The sequence below is a fragment of the Winogradskyella pacifica genome, assembly GCF_003386275.1.
Classification (GTDB): Bacteria; Bacteroidota; Bacteroidia; order Flavobacteriales; family Flavobacteriaceae; genus Winogradskyella; species Winogradskyella pacifica.
In genome coordinates this window covers 169,453-192,869 of record NZ_QREI01000008.1, presented here as the reverse complement: position 1 = coordinate 192,869, position 23,417 = coordinate 169,453, and the positions used below count along the sequence as shown (strand labels likewise).

The following is a 23,417-nucleotide window of genomic DNA, read 5'->3' as shown; positions in this document are numbered from 1 at the left end:
TTGTTATTTCATAGCACATTCTATTTGACAGATGCAAAGCAATTAAAGTGACCAAATGAAAAGAGGACTTTACATACTACTTATCAGTATTCTATTTATTTCTTGTAGTGACTTTCAGAAAACACTAAAATCTGAAGATACTGCTGCGAAATTTGAATTGGCTACAGAACTTTATGACGCTGAAAAGTGGAATAAATCTTATAGATTGTTAGATCAAATACTTCAACAATATAGAGGAAAGCCACAGGCAGAAAAACTAACCTTTATGCATGCAATGTGTTCTTACCAATTAGGAACGTATTACGAAGCAAGTTATCACTTTGATAAATTTACAGATATTTATCCTCAAAGTGAAAAAGCGGAACAAGCTTCATTTTTAGCTGCTAAAGGGTATTATTTTAATTCGCCGGCGTATTCTAAAGAACAGAAAGAAACGATTGAAGCGATAGAAAAATTACAAATTTTTATTAATGAGTATCCTAATTCACAGTATTTAGCTGACGCTAACGAATTAGTTAAAGAGCTAGATTTTAAATTAGAGAAAAAGGCTTTCGAAATTGCAAAGCAATACAATATAATTAGAGAATATAAGGCTTCAATTAAATCATTTAATAACTTTTTGCTAGAGTTCCCTGGTGCTTCCTTAAGAAGTGAAGCTGTTTATTACAGATTTGATTCGGCATATAATTTGGCTGTTTTAAGTATTGAATATTTAAAAGAGCAGCGTGTAAAAGACGCTATCGGTTATTATAAAGTATTAAAGAAGTTGTATCCAGAATCAGAACATATGGAAGCGGCTACTTTAATGAATGAAGAATTACAAGAACAATTAAATACGTTTACGACTAAAAGTTAAACATTATAACGATGGATTTAAAAAAGACAGATGCACCAGTAAGTACAATTACTTACAACAGAAACGAAATAGATGCTGCAACAGATAATATCTATGAAGCAATTTCTGTAATTTCTAGACGTGCAGAGCAGATTAATACTGACATCAGACGTGAGTTAATAGACAAACTAGAAGAGTTTGCTACATATAATGATAGTCTTGAAGAGATTTTTGAAAACAAAGAACAAATTGAAGTTTCTAAGTTTTACGAAAAATTACCAAAGCCACACGCTTTAGCAGTAAAGGAGTGGTTAGATAATAAGATCTATCACAGAAATACTGAGGATCCTCAACCATAAATCTAAAGCCTTAGATGTCTATTCTAAAGGATAAGAATATTTTATTGGGCATTACTGCTGGTATTGCCGCCTATAAATCTGCCAGTTTAGTCAGATTATTCATTAAAGCAGGCGCTAACGTCAAAGTCGTTATGACGCCTGCTTCTAAAGAGTTTGTAACTCCTCTCACACTTTCCACCTTATCAAAAAATCCGGTATATTCTTCGTTTACAGATGAAGAAGATGGCAACCAAATATGGAATAACCATGTCGATTTAGGCCTTTGGGCAGATCTCTTTGTGATTGCTCCTGCTACAGCCAATACTATGGCAAAAATGGCAAATGGTGCTTGCGATAATATCCTTCTAGCTACGTACCTTTCTGCTAAGTGTCCAATTTATTTTGCACCTGCAATGGATTTGGATATGTATAAGCACGATTCAACTAAAGCTTCCTTTCAAAAACTAAGATCTTACGGAAATAAACTTATTCCGGCAGGAACAGGAGAACTCGCAAGTGGCTTAATTGGTGAAGGTCGCATGGCGGAACCGGAAGATATTGTTAGCTATATTGAAAATGATATTTTAGACCAATTACCTTTAAGAGGAAAACGTGTATTGATAACTGCTGGGCCAACTTACGAGGCCATAGATCCTGTACGTTTTATTGGCAATCATTCTAGTGGGAAAATGGGCTTCGAAATAGCAAAGGCTGCCTCTAATCTAGGGGCTGAGGTTGTTTTAGTAACTGGTCCAACGCATCAAAAAATTATACATAATCTCGTCACGGTTACACCTGTGATAACTGCAGAAGACATGTATAATGAAGTGCATAAGCATTTCAATACCTCAGATATTGCTATTCTTTCTGCAGCTGTGGCAGATTATAGGCCAAAGAATGTTGCTGATCAGAAAATAAAAAAGAAAGAAACCACGTTTACTATTGAGTTAGAAAAAACTAAAGACATTTTAAAATCCCTTGGTGAGATCAAAAAAGATCAATTTTTAGTTGGTTTTGCATTAGAAACTAATAACGAATTGGAACACGCTAAAGGAAAACTGACATCTAAGAATTTAGATCTTATTGTTTTAAATTCTTTACAAGATAAAGGAGCTGGTTTTGGAGTGTCAACAAATAAAGTTACATTTATAACGTCTTCTAACGACATTATAGAAAATGAATTAAAATCAAAAGCAGACGTTGCTAAAGATTTAATGCACCTTATATTAAAACAAACTCATGCGTAACCTATTTTTTTTATTTACTTTTTTAGTAACCTCAGTAACGTTTTCTCAAGAGTTAAACTGTACGGTATCCGTAATAGCGCAGCAAACAGGAGCTGAAAATGACATTTTATTTAAAACCTTAGGAAACCAACTTACAGAATTTATAAATAATACGAAATGGACTAAAAAGACGTTTGGTCAACAAGAGCGTATTAATTGCAGTATGGTAATTAATGTAACGGAACAAAGCAATAATTTGTTTTCAGCATCGATTCAGGTATCTTCTTCTAGACCTATTTTTAATTCAACGTACAGTTCTCCTGTTTATAATTATAATGATAGAAATTTTAATTTTGAATATTTAGAATTTCAGAATTTGGTTTTTAATGAGAGTCAATTTGAATCTAACTTAATTTCTGTGTTGTCATTTCATGTTTATATGATTTTAGGAATAGATGCAGATACGTTTGAGCTTAATGGAGGCGATGAGTATTTTAGTCAAGCACAAACTATAGCGAGCTACTCACAACAACTCAATGGTCAGGGTTGGAAAGTAGAAGACGGATTACAGTCCCGCTTTGCTTTAATCGATAATATAATGTCCCCATCATTTAAAGATATGAGATTAGCTATGTATAAATATCATATTGAAGGCTTAGATATTATGAACGAAGGCGCAAAAGAAGGAAAGTCACAAATAATTTCTGTGCTAGACGATTTACAAAAGGTGCACAGAGTAAGGCCAAATTCGTTTTTAATGCGTGTGTTTTTTGATGCTAAAGCAGATGAAATAATGGATATACTCTCTGGGGGACCAAGTGTTAATATTACAGCAGCAATGGATATCTTAAACCGAATTGCTCCAATGCATTCTCAAAAGTGGAGGAATATTAAGTATTAATCTTTATTTATATTCTGTATTTTAAGTTATTGCATCAAGCCGAGGTGCTTTAATAGCTTAAACATATTTCCACTATAATTTCATATTACTTAGCCTTAAAAACTTAATTTTGTAATACAATAAATTTAAGCGCTTGTTAACATCACTTTACATAAAAAATTACGCACTCATCGATGAGTTAAACGTATCTTTTAATAATGGTTTAACTATTATTACAGGAGAAACAGGTGCAGGTAAGTCTATCTTATTAGGTGGTTTATCCTTAGTTTTAGGGAAACGTGCCGATCTGAGTCAGGTGAAAACTGCAGAAGAAAAATGTATCATAGAAGCTGTTTTCGATATTGCTAATTACGATTTAAAGTCGTTATTTAAATCTCTAGACTTAGATTATGATGTGCAAACCATCATTAGAAGAGAAATTTTAGCATCCGGAAAATCTAGAGCATTTATTAATGATACGCCAGTAACTCTAGAGAGCTTGGTGGCTTTGAGTAGTTATCTTATAGATATTCATTCACAACACCAAACACAACAGTTAACGCAAGACGATTATCAGTTTAAAGTTATAGATGCCTTAGCGGATAATCAATTGAATTTAGAAGAATTTTCTAAAGGTTTGAGTGTATTCAAAAAACTTCAAAAAGCATTAGCAGTATTAAAACTGTCTAAAGCTGAATTGATAAAAGAGTACGATTATAATCTGTTTTTATCCAATGAATTAAATGAAATTAATTTAGAGAAAATTAATCTCGAAGATTTAGAAAATCAATATGAAGAACTTAACAATGTTGAAATCATTGGTGAGAAGCTAAGCAGTGCTAAAGCCATATTAGATGCTGAAGGACTAGGTGTCATAGATCAGATTAATTCTGCAAAACAAGAATTATCTAAAATAGCCACTTTTGGAAAACCTTACGAATCTTTAAAGGAACGTATCATTAGTGTAGGGATTGAATTAGATGATGTGCTTATTGAAATTGATAACCTAGAAGATAATTTATCTACAGACCCACAAGAATTAGAACGTATTAATAGTAAACTTCAAATTGTAAATAATCTATTTCAAAAGCATTCCGTTTCAGAGATTGAAGACTTAATTGCGATTAAGGTCGATTTACAATCTAAAATAAATGATACTGAAAGTTTAGATCAAACCATATTAGATAAAGAACAAGAGATTTTAAAAGCTAACGAAAAATTAAATCAAATTGCTTTAAAGATTTCAAAGAATAGAAAAAAAGTAATTCCAATATTTGTATCTAAGTTAGAAGCTATTCTTTCTGATTTAGGGATGCCAAATGCCAGATTTAAAGTCGATTTAGAGCCAACAGAGCAGTTTGTTAAAAACGGAAAAGACAGCTTGCAGTTTTTATTTATGGCTAATAAAGGTTCTAGCTTTAATGAACTTAAAAAGTCCGCATCTGGTGGGGAGTTATCGCGTATTATGTTAGCGATAAAATCTATTTTGGCAGAATATATTCAGCTACCATCAATAATGTTTGATGAAATTGACACCGGAGTTTCAGGTGAAATTTCAAATAAAATGGGTGAAATCATGAAGCAAATGAGTAGTAGTATGCAAGTTTTTACGATTACGCATTTACCTCAAATTGCAGCCAAAGGCAATTCGCATTTTAAAGTATTTAAAACAGATATCGACGATATTACGCATACGCAACTCAAAAAATTAAACGAAGACGAACGTATAGTTGAAGTCGCGCAAATGTTAGGTGGTTTAACAATTACAGATTCTGCCATGGCACATGCAAAACAATTGTTAAACTGATTCAATTGAATAGATGAAACACTATTTTGCTATCCTATTGTTTATGGGAAGTTTTGCGCTTATAGGTTGCGCAGATGATGAAGATCCATGCGATGTAAAGCATGTTATTATTAATGGCGAATGTGTTCCAGATTATATTTTTCCAGACAATCAAACCATACAAAATGGAGATAAATATTATCATCAAGAATTTGGTGTTATCATATACAAAGACACAAATTGGGTAGATGAATGGGATCATATTATTGAAGATCTAAAAATCAGAACCGATTAATACGTTCAAAGTTTTATTAACTTTGAAATCTTTACAATTCAACAAACTATCAACTAAATATATTGTAAACATGTCATACAACTTACTTAAAGGAAAGAGAGGAATTATATTTGGCGCATTAGACGAAAACTCTATTGCTTGGAAAACAGCTATACGCGTCCATGAAGAAGGAGGAACATTTGTATTAACCAACGCACCAGTTTCCATACGTATGGGACAAATAGATGAATTAGCAGAAAAGACAGGATCTCAGATTATTCCTGCAGATGCAACTTCAGAAGAAGATTTACAGAATTTAGTAGCACAGTCTATGGAGATATTAGGAGGCAAAATAGATTTTGTATTACATTCTATTGGGATGTCTATAAATGTAAGAAAAGGAAAACATTATACGGATCAAAACTATGCATGGACTCAAAAAGGAACCGATGTCTCTGCAATGTCGTTTCATAAAGTTATGCAAACGCTTTATAAAGCAGATGCTATGAATGAATGGGGGAGTATTGTAGCCTTAACTTATATGGCAGCGCAACGTGTGTTTCCAGATTATAACGATATGGCAGACAACAAAGCTTTTTTAGAAAGTGTAGCGCGTAGTTTTGGCTATTTCTTTGGTAGAGATAAAAAAGTACGGGTTAATACCATTTCACAATCTCCGACACCAACAACTGCTGGGACAGGTGTTAAAGGCTTTGATGGCTTTATTGCTTATGCTGAGAAAATGTCGCCTTTAGGAAATGCTACAGCCATCGACTGTGCTAACTATACTATTACTTTATTTAGTGATTTAACCAGACGCGTCACACTTCAAAATCTTTATAATGATGGAGGATTTAGTAATATGGGGGTTAGTGATGTGGTTCTAGAAAATTTTATAGAAAAGCAATAACACGTAATCACTTTACTTTAACTTATCTAAGCTTTTACATTACCTTAATGTAAGAGCTTTTTTTTGCCTTAAATTTAATTTAGGCGTCATATTCTATTGTACGAAAATACTTACAAGAGTAAATCAGTGTTTTTTGTCGTTTATATGAGTGTTTTAACGATTGTGTTGTTAAAGCTAATTATATTCTAAAGATTTAACATATTTTTAGAGAATAACTAACTTAAAATTTATTTTATGAAAAAAATTACATTCTCAATTTTATTTTTTGGACTATCCTTACTAGGATTTTCTCAGGTCATTCAAAATTTCGGTACTACAGGAGTAGATAATGACGCGGTTGTCCTTACAATTAACAGCGTAGATATTACTGTTAATGGTGCTGACCCAATTACAGCTATTTCATTAGCTACATTTACTGTTCACTATAATAGTGCAACAGGTGGTACAACTTATTGTGGGGATTGGTATGATTTTGATTTAACAGTTATAGGTGGTGCCTCAGACGGAACAACTATTCCTGCTGGATGTGATGCTGACTTTAACGGCTTAGATGTTACGGGTTTTACTACTATAACGCTTACTTCGAATGATCTTGACGGTTATTTTGATGTAATATTTTTTGATATAGATTTATTAGTTAGCTTTGATGCATCTAGTCCACCATCGTGTAATGCTATGTTATCTGCAACTGAAAATGTAACTTTAGAAGGTGATATTTCATGGTCAGAAGCTTCAGGCCTAGTTGATGGTTATGATGTAGCTGTAGGAACAGCCTCTGGATTATCAGATGTTTATTCTGAAACATTAGGTAATGTTTCTACGACTAATATTGGTGCGCTATTAGAAGGTACAACGTACTATGTTACTATTACACCATTTAACAGTGCAGGGGCATCAATTGATTGTGCAGAACAAACGTTTGTTACATTTGTATTTCCTGTCAATGATGACATTGCAGCAGCCATAGCAGTTACTGTAGACGAAGGATTTTGTGATGGTACAAATACTAATGCACATAATATTCAAGCATCAGGTTCTGCTGAAGCATTTGGATCTTGTTTTCAAGGTACAGAGGCGCTTAGTGATGTTTGGTTTACATTTACCGTTCCTGCAAATGTTGCAACTGTAGATGTTTCTACTGATTTTACAGGGGGAACTTTATTAGATACTGAATTGGCAGTTTATTCTGGTACTCCAGGTAGTTTAGTAGAAATTGGTTGTAGTCAAGATGATGGTGTTACCGATTTATCTAATGGTTTTTCTTGGAATTCTCTAATTACTGATTTAGCAGTTACTGCTGGAGAAACTTACTATATACAAATAGATGGTTATACTACGCAAACAGGAACGTTTTGTTTAGATATTTCTACAAACCAAGTATTAAGTACTAATAGCTACGAAAATGAAGCTGCTTTCACATACTATCCAAACCCAGTTAAAAACACATTATCATTAAATGCTCAAAAAACAATAGAGCAAGTGTCTATGTTTAATATGCTAGGTCAAGAAGTATTAAGAGCTACTCCTAATACTGTTGATAGTGATTTAGATATGTCTAACTTGGCAACAGGTGCTTACTTTGTTAAAGTAACTATAGCAAATGTGACAGAAACAATAAGAGTGATTAAGCAATAAGTATTAAACACTTTATCATATACAGGAAGCCGCTAAAATTAGCGGCTTCCTTTTGTTTTAAACTCTATTAAATCTCTAAGTTATGCCGTATTTATAGCGTTGAAAATAAAAAAAATTAAGTTCAATTGTTAGACGTTTAAATTTATATAGATGGTTTAGTGCTAAACGTTTTTTTTTGCATTTAAACGATTTGAAGGTTAAACCTCAGATTTATATGAATAATTAACATATTTTTAAAGAATTACTAACTTAAATATAAATTTCATGAAGAAAATTACATTAATTATGGCGATTTTGTTTACATCGCTTTCTTTTTCTCAAGTTACCATAGGTACAGGTAACGACGGTGGGACTTTTGAATCACCTCCAGTAACAGCTTATTATGGTTATTCTTATGGTCAATCTATTTATTTGGCTTCGGAAATAAATTCTACGGGTGATATCACATCGATGGATTTTCAGCTTATAACAGGAGCCGATATGTCATCTGCAGATGAAATGGTAGATGTTTGGATTGGACATACTACTAAATCCTCATTCGAGTCTACAACTGATTGGGTAGATGTTTCAACTTTAACACAAGTATTAACTAACGGAACCGTTACAATAGCAGCAGATGTTTTAACAGTTACATTTAGTACTCCGTTTACCTATAATGGAACAGATAATCTAATAATTGCTTTTGATGCAAATGAAGCAGACTATGGAGGTGGATCTGATCGTGTTTCTGCAACAGATGGTCCTACAGCTAATTTGTCATTAGTTTATAGAACAGATACTCCTGCAAATAATCCAGACCCATTAGCTCCACCAACAGGAGTTAGATTTCAGTCTAGAGGTAATGTTACTTTTAATGGAATAAGTGCGTTATGTGCACCAGCAGCAGCTACTGCTTCAATAGTTGAAGATTGTGATAACGCTCAATTCTCAATATTAGTAGATGTAACTGATTTAGGAGACTCTACCAATCTTGAAATCACTAACGATGCAGGCGTTGCTTCAACAATGGTGACTGAAACAGGTGAAGTTACTGTAGGGCCTTTCCCTATTGGAACACCTGTAGTGTTAACGCTTGAAAATGAAAATGAAGATACTTGCGATGTTGTGCTAGACTCAGTTTTGGATTTTTGTCCAACTGCGGCTACGACATTAGATTATTATAACTTACAATGGCCTGCTGCATTAACATTTGCTGAAAATGAAGCGGCTGACCAATTGGTTTTTGCACAAGCATACGAAGCAGGTTTAACTGACACCACTACAGGTGCAGCAGCAGGTATTGAGGCGTGGATTGGTTACAGTGATACAGATACAGATCCATCAGGTACAGGTTGGACTTGGGAAATTGCACCATTTTTCTCTGAAGAGGGAGGTAATAACAACGATCAATTTGCTGTAGCTATGCAAGATCTTGGTTTAACCGAGGGAACTTATTATTATGCGAGTCGTTTTACTTTGAACGCAGGTCCTTATATGTATGGAGGTTTTGAAGGAGCATGGGATGCAACAACTAATCCATCTGGTGTGTTAACGGTTACAGCACGTTTAGCAGTTCCTGGTGATGATTGTGCAAACCCAATTGTTATAAACACTTTGCCATATAACACTACAGATGATACTGTTAATTACACTAATTTTTTCGGGAATGGTGATAGTGTTTGTAATGCTAATTATTTAAGTGGAAATGACGTTGTTTATACATATACACCAAGCGCAGATGCTAATATTAATTTAGGTTTAACAGAATTAACAGCTACGTGGTCTGCTATTCATTTATTAGATGGATGTCCTACGGATGAAGCAACGGCTTGTGTAGGTTTTGCAGGTTCTGCTGGTAGTACCGATAGAGGTATTGAAGGTGTAGATGTTGTTGGAGGAACTACATATTATATTGTGATTTCTACATTCGCAACACCAAATTCTGTGGGTTACACTTTAGATATTACAGAAAACACTTGTGCCAATGCAACGGCTACATATACTGTAGTTAGTGATTGTGGTACTAGTGGTGGATTTAATATCGAAGTAGATATTACAGATATGGGAACAGCTACTGCTGTTACTGTAACTGACGATCAAGGGAATGATGCTCAAGCAGCAACAGAGGCGACAATATTAACATTTGGTCCATATACAAATGCTACAGATGTAGTGATTACAATTGCAGATGATAATGATGGAACGTGTGAGCAATCAAGTGAAGCTTTAACACAATTAGCATGCCCTCCTGTAAATGACGATATTGCTACTGCAATAGCAATTACAATTGATGAAGGGTTCTGTGATGGATCAAACACCAATAGTTCTAACATTTCAGCAACAGACTCTGCAGAACTGATAGGTGATTGTTTTAGTGGTACTAATGCAGCTAGCGATGTTTGGTTTACTTTTACTGTACCTGCAGATATAGCAAGTGTAGATGTTTCTACTGATTTTACAGGAGGAACATTAACAGATACTGAATTAGCAGTTTATTCTGGTATTCCAGGTAATTTAGTAGAAATTGGTTGTAGTCAAGATGACGGTACTACTATTTTATCTAATGGGAGTTCTTACAATTCATTAATTACAGATTTAGCAGTAACAGTTGGAGAAACTTACTATGTACAAGTAGATGGTTATACTACGCAAACAGGAACGTTTTGCTTAGATATTTCTACTAACCAAGTATTAAGTACTGTTAACTACGAAAGTGAATCTGCTTTCACATACTATCCAAACCCAGTTAAAAATACATTAACATTAAATGCTCAAAATACAATAGAGCAGGTGGCGATGTATAATATGTTAGGTCAAGAGGTATTAAGAGTAACACCTAATGCTGTTGATAGTGATTTAGATATGTCTAACTTGCAAACAGGGACTTACTTTGTTAAAGTAACTATTGCAAATGTGACTGAAACTATACGAGTGATTAAGCAATAAGCTTATTAACTTTATAATTCTTAAAAAGCCGCTAATTTTAGCGGCTTTTTTTTTGCTCTAAATCAACGAAAAGCAATGAGATTTATTTCTATATTTTGAATTTATTTTAAGCTATCGTAACTGTTAAAAATTGTATTTGGTTTAATTACCTTTGTGACTTATGAAGGCCATTAATTTTTCATTTATTATTCCTGTTTATAACAGACCCAACGAAATTAAAGAACTACTAGAAAGTTTTTCAAATTTTGAAGGTCAGCATACCTATGAAATTGTAATCGTAGAAGATGGCTCAACCGAAACATCAGAATCTATTGTAAAGTTGTATAATAATCAGCTCAATATTTCTTATTATTTTAAAGAGAATTCAGGGCCAGGGGATTCTAGGAATTATGGTATGGAGAAGGCTAAGGGAAATTATTTTATCATTTTAGATTCAGATGTACTGTTACCTTCAAATTACCTAGTAGAAGTAAAAACGTTTTTAAACACATCTTATTATGATTGTTTTGGTGGCCCGGATGCGGCTCATAGTTCGTTTACTAATCTTCAGAAAGCTATAAATTTTGCTATGACTTCTTTTATAACTACAGGAGGTATAAGAGGAGGGAAGCAAAAAAAGGTAGACGATTTTCAGCCACGTAGTTTTAATATGGGATTGTCTAAAAAAGCCTTTTTGGCTTCAGGTGGATTTGGTAAAATTCATCCAGGCGAAGATCCCGATTTATCCTTGCGATTACGTAAGCTAGGTTTTAAAACGACTTTAATTGAAACTGCTTTTGTGTATCACAAACGACGTATTTCTTGGTCTAAGTTTTACAAGCAAGTTCATAAATTTGGTATGGTAAGACCTATTCTAAATCAATGGCATCCAAATTCTAAAAGTATTGTCTACTGGTTTCCTACAGTATTTAGTTTGGGCTTTATCGTTTCAATAGTTATGGCGATTTTTCAAATGCATCTACTGTTGTATTTTTACGAATTATATTTTGCTACAGCTTTTGTATTGGCTTTAATTTCAAACCGAAGTTTAAGTGTTGCTTTTCAAGCGTTGCTAGCTATAATTATTCAGTTTTTTGGATATGGACTCGGCTTTTTGAAATCGATATTTAATTTGGTTATATTAAGAAAGAACCCTGAAGACTCATTTCCACAACTATTTTTTTAATAATAAATGAAAACGAAGAAGAACTTGAACATATTAGACCATTTAAAAAAGAAGAACTTTAAACGGTTTACTTTATTTTTTGTGGTGGCCTTTGTGTTTCTAATTTTTTCAAAATTGTCTAATGACTACAAACAAACCATAAAATTAAAAGTTAATTTGGTTAATGTTGATGATGAGATACTCTTAAAAAAGGATTCGACGAACTATATTCAAGCGTATGTAGAAGCAAAAGGGTTTTCATTAATGCCCTTTATGTTTAATAACTCTAAGGAGTTAGAAGTGGATGCAAAAAGTGAGGTCACTTTAAAATCTCAAAATTTTGTTTTCGATGTGTTAAAGCACAAATATCTTATTGAAAGTCAATTAGGTAGTGCTTATGAGGTTATTTCTATAATGCCAGACACACTATTAATTGCGTACTCAAAAAGAGCTTCAAAGACGGTTCCTATAAGATTTAAGAAAGCTATTAATTACGCTGTAGGTTATGATTTAAAAGGGGAATTTAGTTTTAATATAGATAGTGTAAAAGTAGTTGGTTCGTTAGAAGAAGTAGATAAAATCGATTCTGTAATTACAGAAGCCCTGGTGCTAAATGATATAAAAAGTGATATTAAACATATTGTGAGATTAGATATTTCTGATTATGATCATATTGATGTATTTCCAAAATCACTAGAGGTAACAGGTAATGTTACGCGCTTTACTGAAGGTATAATAGAAGTGCCTATTGTAATAACAAATCAGCCAGAAAATATTACAATTAATTACTTCCCTAAAGCTGTTACACTTTCGTATTATGTAGATTTAGAAAATTATGATGCCATAAAAGCTTTAGACTTTAAAGTTGAATGCGATTATGCCGAATTAGAAGAAAATCAAACCTTCTTAATACCAAAAGTAGTTAAGAAACCCAATTTTATAAAACATGTTAATATCAAACAGAAACAAATAGATTTTATAGAGCTCTAATTATGATCGTAGGATTAACAGGCGGAATTGGGAGTGGTAAATCCACTATTTTAGAATGTTTTAAATCATTCGGGATTCCTGTATACATTGCTGATGACGAAGCAAAAAAGTTAATGAACCGTTCAAAGGTTATTAAGCGAAAATTAATAAGCTTGTTTGGAGAAAATGCTTACGTTGATGACCAATTGAATAGACCGTATTTAGCTTCAAAAATATTTAATGATAAGACGTTGCTCTCTAAAATGAATGCTATTGTGCATCCAAAAGTAGCATCGCATTTTAACCACTGGCTTAATAATCAAGATTCAGAATACGTTATAAAGGAAGTCGCCATCATTTTCGAAAACAACCTACAAGACCAATACGATTATATTATAACGGTTGTTGCAGATGAAGATCTACGAAAGCAACGCGTTATGAAACGTGATAACGTATCAAGGGAAAAAGTTGAGGCTATTATGAAAAATCAATGGTCTGATGCGGATAAAATAGAAAAATCTGACTTTGTTATTGTTAATGATGATCTACAAAAAGCTAAGAAGCAAGCTCTAGATATTCATAATATGCTACTTAAATTATTAAAACACTAAATATTTACTTTCATTTGTTAACGTTAGGTTAAACCTAATTTATACTAAATGTTAAAATGTTAAATTTGACTGATGAGCAAAAAGCTATTTGTGTTATTGATAGTTTTAATGAGTTTATCTCTCATTGGGATTATTTTTGTACAATCATTTTTTATAAATAACAGTATAATAAATGAAGACAAAAACTTTACGTTTAGTGTAAAGCGTTCGCTAAGTTATGTTTCTAAAGCAATTGAAGAATATGAATTTAGAAATTATTTCGATAAAATAGGACCGTATCTAAACAAAGAGAATAAGATGGATTCTTCCATCATTAAACAATTGTTAATATCGGAAGAGGATGATATTAATGATAAAACCATTGTACATCGTAATACAGTTTTAGAAGAACGATTTAAGGTGCCTTCATTGTTTAATGAGATAGATGCAGATAGTTTTAGTATCAGTAAGTTATATAGTGAGCGTATTACAGAGACTTACAATATTACAACTATAGATGGTGTAAGGCGAATAGACCCAGAAACTAGAATAAGAGAATATTCTTCTTTAAATGCTTTTGATAAACAGTTTTATGAAGATTCTTTTAAAGATTTGTTAAAAGATAAATTGGTTTATAACCGTGTTACGGCAAAACAGGTTGAAACTTTTTTAAGACGTGAATTAGAAGATGAAGGTGTAAGTTTAGATTTTGAATTTGCCATTTATGACAATGATTTAGCAACCAAAGTGCAATCTCAAAATTTTGAAATGTCACCAGACGCTCATGGCGTAAAGATATTTTTAGATAATAATAATGAAAGTAGTTATAATCTTTGGATTGATTTTCCTGAAAGAAAGAAGTATTTAATATCATCTATATTTTGGATGATTGTACTTTCAATAATATTTACAGGTATTATAATTATTGCTTATACGAGTGCCATTTATCAGTTAATAAGACAACGTCAAATATCACAGATTAAGACGGATTTTATTAATAATATGACACATGAGTTTAAAACACCAATTGCCACAATTAATTTGGCGTTAGACTCCATAAAAAATCCTAAAATAATCAATGACCAAGAAAAGGTGTTGCGATATTTAGGAATGATAAAAGAAGAGAATAAGCGTATGCATGCGCAAGTAGAAAATGTATTGCGTATTTCTAAGTTAGATAAAAATGAATTAAATATAAGTAAGGAACGTCTAGATTTACACGACCTAGTAGAAGATGCTATTACACACGTAGAATTAATAGTAGAAGATAGAAAAGGTTATGTAAAAACACATTTAAAAGCAGACCATACATCAGTTTTGGCAAACGATACGCATTTTACAAATGTTATTGTTAATGTATTGGATAATGCTATTAAATATTCGGATAATGCACCAAAAATAGATGTACATACCGAAAACGTTGGAAATAATATTATTGTAAAAATATCAGACCAAGGTAATGGAATGTCTAAAGCCGTTGCGAAACGTGTGTTTGAGAAGTTTTATAGAGAACATACAGGAAATGTGCACAATGTAAAAGGGCACGGTTTAGGTTTGGCATATGTTAAGAAAATAGTAGAAGACCATCAAGGTCATATATCAGTAGAAAGTGAAAAAGGAAAAGGCAGCACTTTTATAATAAAGATGCCGTTAATATCATAAAAACGAATTATGGAAGAGCAAAACAAAAAAATTCTTTTGGTAGAAGACGATCCAAATTTTGGAACTGTTTTAAAAGATTATTTAATGATGAACGATTACGACGTAGTACATGCTAAAAATGGCATGGAAGGTTTTGAAAAGTTCAAAAAGGACGATTATGATCTTTGTATTTTAGACGTTATGATGCCTTATAAAGATGGTTTTACATTAGCCAAAGAAATTAGAGAAAAAAATGAAGATGTACCTATCGTATTCTTAACGGCTAAAGCCATGAAAGAAGATGTACTTAAAGGTTATAAAGTAGGAGCAGACGATTATCTAAATAAACCTTTTGATAGTGAGGTTTTATTAATGAAGATTAAGGCTATAATGCAACGTAAAGCTAAAGATACGGTTGCAGATAGCAAACAATTTGAATTTAAAATTGGTCGTTTTGATTTAAACTCTAAACTACGTTTTCTTAAGTTTGATGGCGGAGATCCTTCTAAATTATCACCAAAAGAAAACGAATTATTACGCTTATTAGCATTACACGAAAATGATTTAATGCCGAGAGAATTAGCATTAACAAAGATTTGGAGAGATGATAATTACTTTACGTCTCGAAGTATGGATGTGTATATTGCTAAATTACGTAAATACTTAAAACCAGACCCGAATGTTGAGATTTTAAACATTCACGGAGAAGGCTTCAGATTAGTTATTAATAACAAATAAGTCTTTACTTTATATATAAAGAATCCAGTTCATTGAGCTGGATTTTTTGTTTCTATACGGCCGTGTATTACTTAATTTGAGTGTCTATATGGCTTATGATGGCTTCAATGTTAGTCTCATAATCGAACCAAGTAATTGCGTCGTCTTTTCTAAACCAAGTAAGTTGTCTTTTTGCAAAGCGTCTTGTGTTTTTTTTAATTTCAGAAATAGCAAACTCTAAAGTAGATTCACCTTCAAAATAAGCAAACAACTCTTTGTACCCAACCGTGTTTAATGCATTAAGATCTTTATGCGGCAAAAGTGCTTTAGCTTCTTCTAGTAAGCCGTTAGCGATCATTATATCTACACGTTGATTAATTCTATCGTAAATCATAGAGCGATCTGCACTTAAGCCAATACTAATGGTTTTAAATTCTCTATTCTTTTCGGAATTAGTAAGAAAAGAAGAATACGGTTTAGCTGTACCAATACAAATTTCTAAGGCTCTGATAACGCGTTGAGGATTATCTATGGCAATTGTATTGTAAGCTTCAAAATCTAAAGTCTTAAGCTGTTCTTGCAATGGAATTAAGCCGCTATTTTCTAGTTGAAGGTTAAGATTTTCTCTAATATTGGCATCCACTTCTGGAAAATAATCTAAACCTTTGGTTACAGCTTTTACATATAATCCAGAGCCACCAACCATAACTACAATAGGATTTTTTTGATGTAAATCGTTGATTTTAGAAATCGCTTCCCGTTCAAAATCACCAACACTAAAATACTCTTTAATTGATTTATGTTGAATAAAGTGATGTGGAGCGGCACTTAATTCTTCTTTGGAAGGCACCGCAGTTCCTATAGCCATTTCTTTAAAGAATTGACGAGAATCTGCCGATATAATTTCAGAATTAAAATGTTGAGCCAGTTTTATACTTAACGCCGTTTTACCAATAGCAGTCGGGCCAACAATGGCAATTACAAAGTTTTGGGGTGTTTTAGACATTATAATACCTACAAATTAATGGTGAAGTGGGTGTCCGCAATTATAACAAAAATCAGCATTATCCCTATGGTTTGAAACGTTGCAATAATCACAGTGTTGCGAGTTAAGATGAACTTTTATATTATCATTATCCAATTTCACTGCTGCATTTTTATTTTGCTCTAAAGCTTCATTTTCTTTGTCTGCTTTTTGGCTAGTTCTAACGTATTCGGCAGAGACAATTCCGGTAGGTACAGCGATAATACCGTAACCTAATATCATGATAAACGTTGTGATGAGTTGGCCTAGTGCGGTTTGTGGTGCGATATCACCGAAACCAACAGTGGTAAGGGTAACCACACACCAATACACACTTTTAGGAATATTATCAAAACCGTTAGCTTCTCCTTCAACTAAATACATAATGGTACCAAAAATCACAGAAGAAATCATGACAGCAAATAAAAATACCATAATTTTTACACGACTTGCAACAATGGAATCTTTGAGTTGGTTTGAGGCGCCTAAGTATCTCGCTAATTTTAAAATTCTGAAAACTCTAAGTAATCGTAAGGCTCTTAGTGTTACTAGAGCTTGAGATCCTACAAAGAAGAATGATAAATACATTGGTATAGTCGATAAAAAATCGATGATACCGAATGGACTAAAGATGTATTTAAATGGTTTTTTTACAGAAACAATCCTTAAAATATATTCAATAGAAAATAATATGGTTACAATCCACTCTCCGATATACAGGAGTCTATGGTATTCTCTGTCGATACTTACCACACTCTCTAACATTACTAAAACGATACTGAGTATTATAAACACTAACAATAAAATATCAAAAAGCTTCCCAGAAGGAGTATCCGCTTCATAGATAACTTCGTGAAGTATCGATTTCCAAGTATGTTTCTTATTCGATTCCATATTCTAAATGTACGAAAAGTTAAATTATTGTTTTTCTAAAATAATAACAGTGTTGTTTTGAAGTTCGACAACTTTATCCATAAACGACTTTAAATACGGATAATATTCAGCCGGATAAATTGGCAGGCTAAATGTAACTTTAAAATAAAGTATAAGCTCATTATTTTGTAGCTCTGCATTAAATATAAGATTACCAGAGTGATTTGGTAATGCATAATTAACAGTCTTTGGAATTTCGAGAACTTTTAAATTTTCATTAAGATTTATTTTCATACTATAGTTATAAACGTCTTTATAACCAAAATCGATAGGGTAGGTTCTTTCCTGAAGTTGAAAGGGGTTTTTTTCAAAAAATTTAATGATAAACGGATTCAAATATATTTTGTTACCAATAAATTCGGGTTCAAGAACAATATCCATGCTCTCATTAAAATTTGATTCAGACGTATTGAAATTGATAACTTCGTGATTATCAATAGTTATGTCTGTGTGATTATTTATTTTTTTATCTAAATAAGTAATTGGATTCTCGTCATATCGTTGTTTAGGATTGTGAGAATGGTAACCTCTAAATGTACTTTGAATATTACCAATTAATTGTTCATCTTCTAAAGAAGAGATCGCAACACGATGTATTCGCATAGAAAAATCTTTAACGGTAATGTTTTCCCAATAACTACCATTCTCAAAATCCATTAGTCGTCCATATTGGTTTAAAGCTCTAAATGGTAGTTCTCCATAGGCTAGGTAAGGGTCTGTGGCATCTAAAAAATAAATTTCATCATCTATTATAGCTTTGACTATTACATAGTTAAAGTCCGTCAGTACAGGATATACTTTCGTAGCTAAACCATTTCCTCTAGTGGACATTAAAACAGGAAAGACCTTAATATCTTCACTAGACAAGAGGTTCTCTAATAATAGATTTATTTCGAATGCGCTACCTACTTTTTCTTTAGTCAGTGTTTTTACAGAAACATCATGGCGGTCAAATTTTCCATTCCATTTATAGTTATTAATAACATGCTTGTAAATCGATTTTGCTTTTGTAAGGTTATCGGAAATGGAAGAAATAGAATCGGGTAAAACACCTTTTACGAGACTCCTTTTGCTGATTTGTCCTCCGAAATCGGAATCAATTTTTAACTCTTTATCAACGTCTTTCCATGTTTTAGACATTTCATCAATTTTACCATCAAAGGTCCTAAAAACACTCATTTCATATTCTACTCTAGAAATATAATTTAGAGCAGTGGTTGTATAATCTTCAGGTTTATAAGCAGGAATATTTTTCATAATGAATTTAGAAATAGTACAATCTGCGCTTGCTCCATATCCAAGTACTAAACAATTTCTTTTTATACTCAAATCATGTGTGTCTAAGGGGATGTTACCCACAAGTTTTTTATGGTATTCATAATTAGCAGGAATACTTGTGTTGTATTCACTGTATAAAACAGGATCGTTACCTTGAAAAAACCATGGTTGATATTTAGTTGTAAATCGAGATTGTGTTTCGTAGCTTACGGTTATTACACTTCCTACTTTTACATTAGGCAAAACAAATTTAACTAATGTATAATTTTCGTTTTCCTCTTCAAAAATGGCTGTTTTTGTTAAATGTGTTTTTACGATTTTACCATTTTCTAAGTTATAGGTTGTGCCTTTTATATTTTTAATTTTTTCTTTAGAAGATTTTCCTTTGTAAAGTTGAACCTCAAATTGGCCTCTATCAATACCTTCTGTTCTTAAAATCTTAATCTTTTGTTCGGTTTGAAATCTTAACCAAAAGCTTTCTTCATCTATAAAACTATTTCCGTAATCATATATAACCAAGGCATTTGCTGTAGAGTCTTTAGAATAAGAGTTGAGTTCTAAATCACTTTTAGTAACGGTCATAGCCACATTATAATCTTGGGAAAAACCTAAAAAAGTAATTAATAGTGCTACAATTGTAAATCTATAAATCATATATTTCAATTTAAATCAATAATTTTGAGTCTTTTGTTTCGCCTCATATAACTTTGAATAATATGCTGCGTATCTCTATTGTTTTCCATTGGAGTAATAAGAGATGCTAAGATAGCTCTATTGTTAATTTGATGGTTTAAGTCAAAAAATCCCATCCCTTTAAAAATTCCATTCTCAATTAAAAACACACTTTTTTCTTCAATACTCCGACCTTTATCAATGATAAGCATGTCTTTATTTGCGTAACTAAATTTCTCTATAAGTGTATCTACGCGTTCATTATAGTATTCTATAGGCTCTTCATTAATGCAAGCTCCAAGACATTCTTTTACTTCATATTTAAAACAGCTTGTTTTTGTGTCATATAAATCAGTGAGTTTTTGACACAAATTAAAATCTTCTGCGGCTTTAAACATAAAATGTTTCGCACTAGCTCTATTGCTAAATGTTGTAATAGGATTGTCTTCTCTATTGGATTTATCGATAAAAAGGTTGACATAACCATTCTTGTCGGTAGAACTATATAAGGCGTGTGTAAAAACAGTTCGTCGTAAGGCTCTATTAAAAATAGGTTTGTTTGCCTTTATTTCGGCACTTTCTTTTAATAATGCCGCTAATTCACTTCCTGTTTTTTCATAAGTTACAGTACTAACTAATTTTTGAATTTTTTTAGACTTAGAATTTGTTCCTGTAAAATGCTGTATAATGCGTTTTCTAATGTTATTGCTCTTACCAATGTAAATGATTTCACCGTTTGCATTGTGAATGTAGTACACACCCGTATCCGAAGGTAGTTCTTCTATAATATCCTTAAGATTGGTAGCGATGTTAGATTTCTTTTCAATCTTAATAGCATCCTTTACAATGACCTTATCTAGGTCTTTGTTCAGTAACATCTTAAATAACTTTACAGTAGCCATAGCATCACCATTAGCTCTATGTCTATCGCTCATTGGGATTCCTAAAGCACGCGTTAGTTTACCTAAGCTATATGATGCCATATCTGGTATGAGCTGCTGAGAAAGTTCCACAGTACAAAGTGTTTTTCTTTTAAATGGAAAGCCTAAACGTTTAAATTCAGTTTTAAGGATTCTATAATCAAATGATGAGTTATGGGCGACTAGGATGCAATCTTCCGTAATCTCAACAATGCGTTTTGCAACCTCATAAAATTTAGGTGCATTTTTAAGCATGTTAGAATTAATGCCTGTAAGATTAACTACAAAAGGTTGAATTTCTCGTTCTGGGTTAACTAATGAAATGAATTGATCTGTTACTTTATGGCCATCAAATTGGTAGATTGCAATTTCTGTAATTCCTTCCTCGTTGAACTTTCCACCAGTGGTTTCTATGTCTAGTATTGCGTAAATGTTGTATCGTTTTTAATGTTTAGTTTTCGACTGAAAACTGATATTTAAAGCGCTCGGGTGCTAATGCGACTGAGAACTAATTAATTATAGTTTCTTGTTCCAAAGATACTACTTCCAACGCGAACCATGGTACTTCCGCAGTCAATTGCTAATTGGTAATCTCCACTCATTCCCATGCTAATGATGTTGAGTTCAGAATTTATAGCTTTAAGTTCTGTGAATGTGTGTTTTAGGGATTTAAATTCATTGTCAACTTGCGTCATATTATCAGTAAATGTGGCCATTCCCATAACACCAACAACGTTAATATGCTTTAATTCGGAAAATTCATCGGATTGTAATAGGGTAGAAGCGTCCGAAGCAGACATACCAAATTTACTATCTTCTTCAGCAATTTTAATTTGAAGTAAACAGTCTATAATTCTATCGTGTTTTTTGGCTTGCTTGTTAATTTCATTTAATAATTTGAAGCTTTCTACTCCATGAATTAAACTCACAAATTCAGCCATATATTTCACCTTATTTCGCTGAACGTGACCAATCATATGCCATTCAATATCTTTTGGCATTTCGGCATATTTATCTGCCATTTCTTGGATTTTGTTTTCTCCAAAAATGCGTTGTCCAGTATTATAGGCTTCCATTAAATCAGACACAGGTTTTGTTTTTGAAACGGCTACAAGAGTAACGTGTTCTGGTAAGTTTGATTTAATTTTTAATAGGTTTTCTTGTATAGACATAATAATTTAATCTCTAGTTAATGCATAGTATATAACATATAGCCAACTGAATATTCCGTGTAAAATTGCCCATAGAATGGATTTATTTCTATCCCATGAAAGTACAACTGCAATAACAGTACCTAAGCCAACCCCACTTTTTATAACGGTATCAGATCCTTGGTTTTGAGCGAAGCAGGCGAAGCTAAAACTCATAAAAAGTAATAATAAGATATATTTTTTAGTCATAATTAGTATTCGTAAATAGTGATACCACTTCTCAATTTCGGCAGAATATAAGTGCTTTTTGGAGGCATTGTTAAACCTTCATCCGCAATTTGTTTCATTTGTTGCACATTAGAAGGACACATGCCAAAACCAACGACATAGTCGCCACTATCTACACCACTTTTAATGGTAATCATTTCATGTTGACCGTTAACATACGAAATTCTATTATCATGTCGTAAATCATCAATGCCTAAAACAGACTGAAGAATCGTTTTATACAGCAGTTGTGCATCTAACTGATCTAAGGCCGTATTAAAATCATAAGCTGTTTTTCTTAAATAAAGCGAATAAAAATCACCATCTAAATACATGCTAAAATGATGTGGTTTTGTTGGCTTGTAAGGCATAATGCCTCTATTTTCAATACGATAGGAAGCATCTAGTTTTATTAAGAATTCTTCTTTGCTTAAACCGTTTAAATCTTTTATCAATCTATTAAATTCATGAATCACTAAATCCGATTCCGGAATTAAATAGGACATAAAAAAGTTATAAGACTCACTACCATTATGGTTAGGATTCTTTGCTTTTTCATCTTTATATAAAAGGTAAGATGAAGCCGATCTATGATGGCCATCAGCAATATAAACGGTTTTCATTTTTTCGAATTCATTTTGAATCGTTTCGATAGTCTTTTCATTATCTATTTTCCATAAATAATGGGTGTCTCTATAGGTCATGGTAAATTCAAACTCGGCATGTTTTTTTTGAACTTCCTTTATAATATCCGCAATTATTGCATTATCAGGATAGGTTAATAATACAGGCTCAGCATTAAAACCGACGGTTTGCAAATAGCTTTTAAAAGTTTCTTCGCGTTTGGCAATGGTATCTTCATGCTTTTTTATGATATCGTTTTCATAATCTTCTGCACTTGCAGCAGCGATAATGCCGCTAAATTCTTCTCCGTGACGGTTGACAATTTTATAAACATAAAACGAAGGGGTGTTATCTTGAATAAAAACTCCATCTTCTTTAAATTCTAAATACCTGTTTTTAACGAGTCTATAGCGTTGTTCCCCGGTAACTTCTTGGTCGTATTTATAACCAGGGTTAACAATATGAAGAAAACTATAGGGATTATATGCCATTCGAGATTCGCGTTCATCAATAGTGTAACTTTGATAAGGGCGTGCAGCGACAAGTCCGACAATTGCTCTTGTAGGTCTTACGGCTTTGAATGGGATTATTTTTGGCATTTTTTTTAGTGAAAAGTGAAAAGTGAAAAGTGAAAAGTGAAAAGTGAAAAGTGTTGAGTAAAAAGTTAAAGTCCTTTTT

At 32.5% G+C, this 23,417-nt stretch carries 21 protein-coding genes; 14 read left to right on the top strand and 7 right to left on the bottom strand.

Annotated elements, in window-relative coordinates:
• Nucleotides 1-55 precede the first annotated feature (55 nt).
• From DFQ09_RS15620 to DFQ09_RS15555, 14 genes are all read left to right on the top strand, one after another.
• On the top strand, nucleotides 56-856 hold the full coding sequence (locus DFQ09_RS15620) for an outer membrane protein assembly factor BamD (RefSeq protein ID WP_115811982.1): 801 nt from the start codon (nucleotides 56-58) through the stop codon (nucleotides 854-856).
• Nucleotides 857-867: 11 nt separating this feature from the next.
• A complete protein-coding gene (locus DFQ09_RS15615) occupies nucleotides 868-1,194 on the top strand; it encodes a DNA-directed RNA polymerase subunit omega (RefSeq protein WP_020896009.1) in 327 nt (108 codons plus the stop codon).
• Between the two features lie 14 nt (nucleotides 1,195-1,208).
• Nucleotides 1,209-2,420, top strand: a complete 1,212-nt coding sequence (coaBC, locus tag DFQ09_RS15610; protein ID WP_115811980.1) for a bifunctional phosphopantothenoylcysteine decarboxylase/phosphopantothenate--cysteine ligase CoaBC — start codon at nucleotides 1,209-1,211, stop codon at nucleotides 2,418-2,420.
• Nucleotides 2,413-3,300 carry a type IX secretion system protein PorD gene (porD, locus tag DFQ09_RS15605; protein ID WP_115811978.1) on the top strand — a complete coding sequence of 296 codons (888 nt, stop codon included), beginning with the start codon at nucleotides 2,413-2,415 and terminating at the stop codon, nucleotides 3,298-3,300. Before coaBC ends, porD begins: the two co-directional genes overlap by 8 nt.
• 133 nt (nucleotides 3,301-3,433) lie before the next feature.
• Nucleotides 3,434-5,086, top strand: coding sequence for a DNA repair protein RecN (gene recN / locus DFQ09_RS15600; protein ID WP_115811976.1), 1,653 nt, complete (start codon nucleotides 3,434-3,436; stop codon nucleotides 5,084-5,086).
• Nucleotides 5,087-5,099: 13 nt separating this feature from the next.
• Nucleotides 5,100-5,360, top strand: a complete 261-nt coding sequence (locus DFQ09_RS15595) for a hypothetical protein (RefSeq protein ID WP_147298361.1) — start codon at nucleotides 5,100-5,102, stop codon at nucleotides 5,358-5,360.
• A gap of 70 nt (nucleotides 5,361-5,430) precedes the next feature.
• Nucleotides 5,431-6,249, top strand: a complete 819-nt coding sequence (locus tag DFQ09_RS15590) for an enoyl-ACP reductase FabI (RefSeq protein WP_115811972.1) — start codon at nucleotides 5,431-5,433, stop codon at nucleotides 6,247-6,249.
• A gap of 234 nt (nucleotides 6,250-6,483) precedes the next feature.
• Nucleotides 6,484-7,884, top strand: coding sequence for a T9SS type A sorting domain-containing protein (locus tag DFQ09_RS15585; RefSeq protein WP_115811970.1), 1,401 nt, complete (start codon nucleotides 6,484-6,486; stop codon nucleotides 7,882-7,884).
• A 264-nt stretch (nucleotides 7,885-8,148) separates the two neighbouring features.
• Nucleotides 8,149-10,809, top strand: a complete 2,661-nt coding sequence (locus DFQ09_RS15580) for a T9SS type A sorting domain-containing protein (protein WP_115811968.1) — start codon at nucleotides 8,149-8,151, stop codon at nucleotides 10,807-10,809.
• A gap of 160 nt (nucleotides 10,810-10,969) precedes the next feature.
• Nucleotides 10,970-11,974, top strand: coding sequence for a glycosyltransferase (locus DFQ09_RS15575; protein ID WP_115811966.1), 1,005 nt, complete (start codon nucleotides 10,970-10,972; stop codon nucleotides 11,972-11,974).
• A 24-nt stretch (nucleotides 11,975-11,998) separates the two neighbouring features.
• The gene (locus DFQ09_RS15570) at nucleotides 11,999-12,943 is read left to right on the top strand and encodes a YbbR-like domain-containing protein (RefSeq protein ID WP_147298360.1); all 945 of its coding nucleotides are present in this window, start codon (nucleotides 11,999-12,001) and stop codon (nucleotides 12,941-12,943) included.
• Between the two features lie 2 nt (nucleotides 12,944-12,945).
• On the top strand, nucleotides 12,946-13,533 hold the full coding sequence (gene coaE, locus DFQ09_RS15565) for a dephospho-CoA kinase (protein ID WP_317124907.1): 588 nt from the start codon (nucleotides 12,946-12,948) through the stop codon (nucleotides 13,531-13,533).
• Nucleotides 13,534-13,605: 72 nt separating this feature from the next.
• Nucleotides 13,606-15,174 carry a sensor histidine kinase gene (locus tag DFQ09_RS15560; RefSeq protein ID WP_245940373.1) on the top strand — a complete coding sequence of 523 codons (1,569 nt, stop codon included), beginning with the start codon at nucleotides 13,606-13,608 and terminating at the stop codon, nucleotides 15,172-15,174.
• A gap of 9 nt (nucleotides 15,175-15,183) precedes the next feature.
• Nucleotides 15,184-15,891, top strand: a complete 708-nt coding sequence (locus tag DFQ09_RS15555) for a response regulator transcription factor (protein WP_115811958.1) — start codon at nucleotides 15,184-15,186, stop codon at nucleotides 15,889-15,891.
• A 67-nt stretch (nucleotides 15,892-15,958) separates the two neighbouring features.
• Here the strand turns inward: DFQ09_RS15555 and miaA are convergent, their stop codons facing one another.
• From miaA to DFQ09_RS15520, 7 genes are all read right to left on the bottom strand, one after another.
• Entirely contained in the window at nucleotides 15,959-16,876 is a 918-nt protein-coding gene (miaA, locus tag DFQ09_RS15550) for a tRNA (adenosine(37)-N6)-dimethylallyltransferase MiaA (RefSeq protein WP_115811956.1), read from the bottom strand.
• A gap of 15 nt (nucleotides 16,877-16,891) precedes the next feature.
• Complete coding sequence (locus DFQ09_RS15545) at nucleotides 16,892-17,788, bottom strand: ion transporter (protein WP_115811954.1); 897 nt, start codon at nucleotides 17,786-17,788, stop codon at nucleotides 16,892-16,894.
• A 24-nt stretch (nucleotides 17,789-17,812) separates the two neighbouring features.
• The gene (locus DFQ09_RS15540) at nucleotides 17,813-19,759 is read right to left on the bottom strand and encodes a DUF3857 domain-containing protein (RefSeq protein WP_115811952.1); all 1,947 of its coding nucleotides are present in this window, start codon (nucleotides 19,757-19,759) and stop codon (nucleotides 17,813-17,815) included.
• Between the two features lie 5 nt (nucleotides 19,760-19,764).
• Nucleotides 19,765-21,129 carry an exonuclease domain-containing protein gene (locus DFQ09_RS15535; protein WP_115811951.1) on the bottom strand — a complete coding sequence of 455 codons (1,365 nt, stop codon included), beginning with the start codon at nucleotides 21,127-21,129 and terminating at the stop codon, nucleotides 19,765-19,767.
• Nucleotides 21,130-21,209: 80 nt separating this feature from the next.
• Nucleotides 21,210-21,869 (bottom strand): YggS family pyridoxal phosphate-dependent enzyme, encoded by a 660-nt coding sequence (locus DFQ09_RS15530; protein ID WP_115811949.1) that lies wholly within the window; start codon nucleotides 21,867-21,869, stop codon nucleotides 21,210-21,212.
• Between the two features lie 6 nt (nucleotides 21,870-21,875).
• Nucleotides 21,876-22,064, bottom strand: coding sequence for a hypothetical protein (locus tag DFQ09_RS15525; RefSeq protein WP_115812067.1), 189 nt, complete (start codon nucleotides 22,062-22,064; stop codon nucleotides 21,876-21,878).
• Between the two features lie 35 nt (nucleotides 22,065-22,099).
• A complete protein-coding gene (locus tag DFQ09_RS15520) occupies nucleotides 22,100-23,338 on the bottom strand; it encodes a DUF1015 domain-containing protein (protein ID WP_115811947.1) in 1,239 nt (412 codons plus the stop codon).
• Nucleotides 23,339-23,417: the final 79 nt, after the last annotated feature.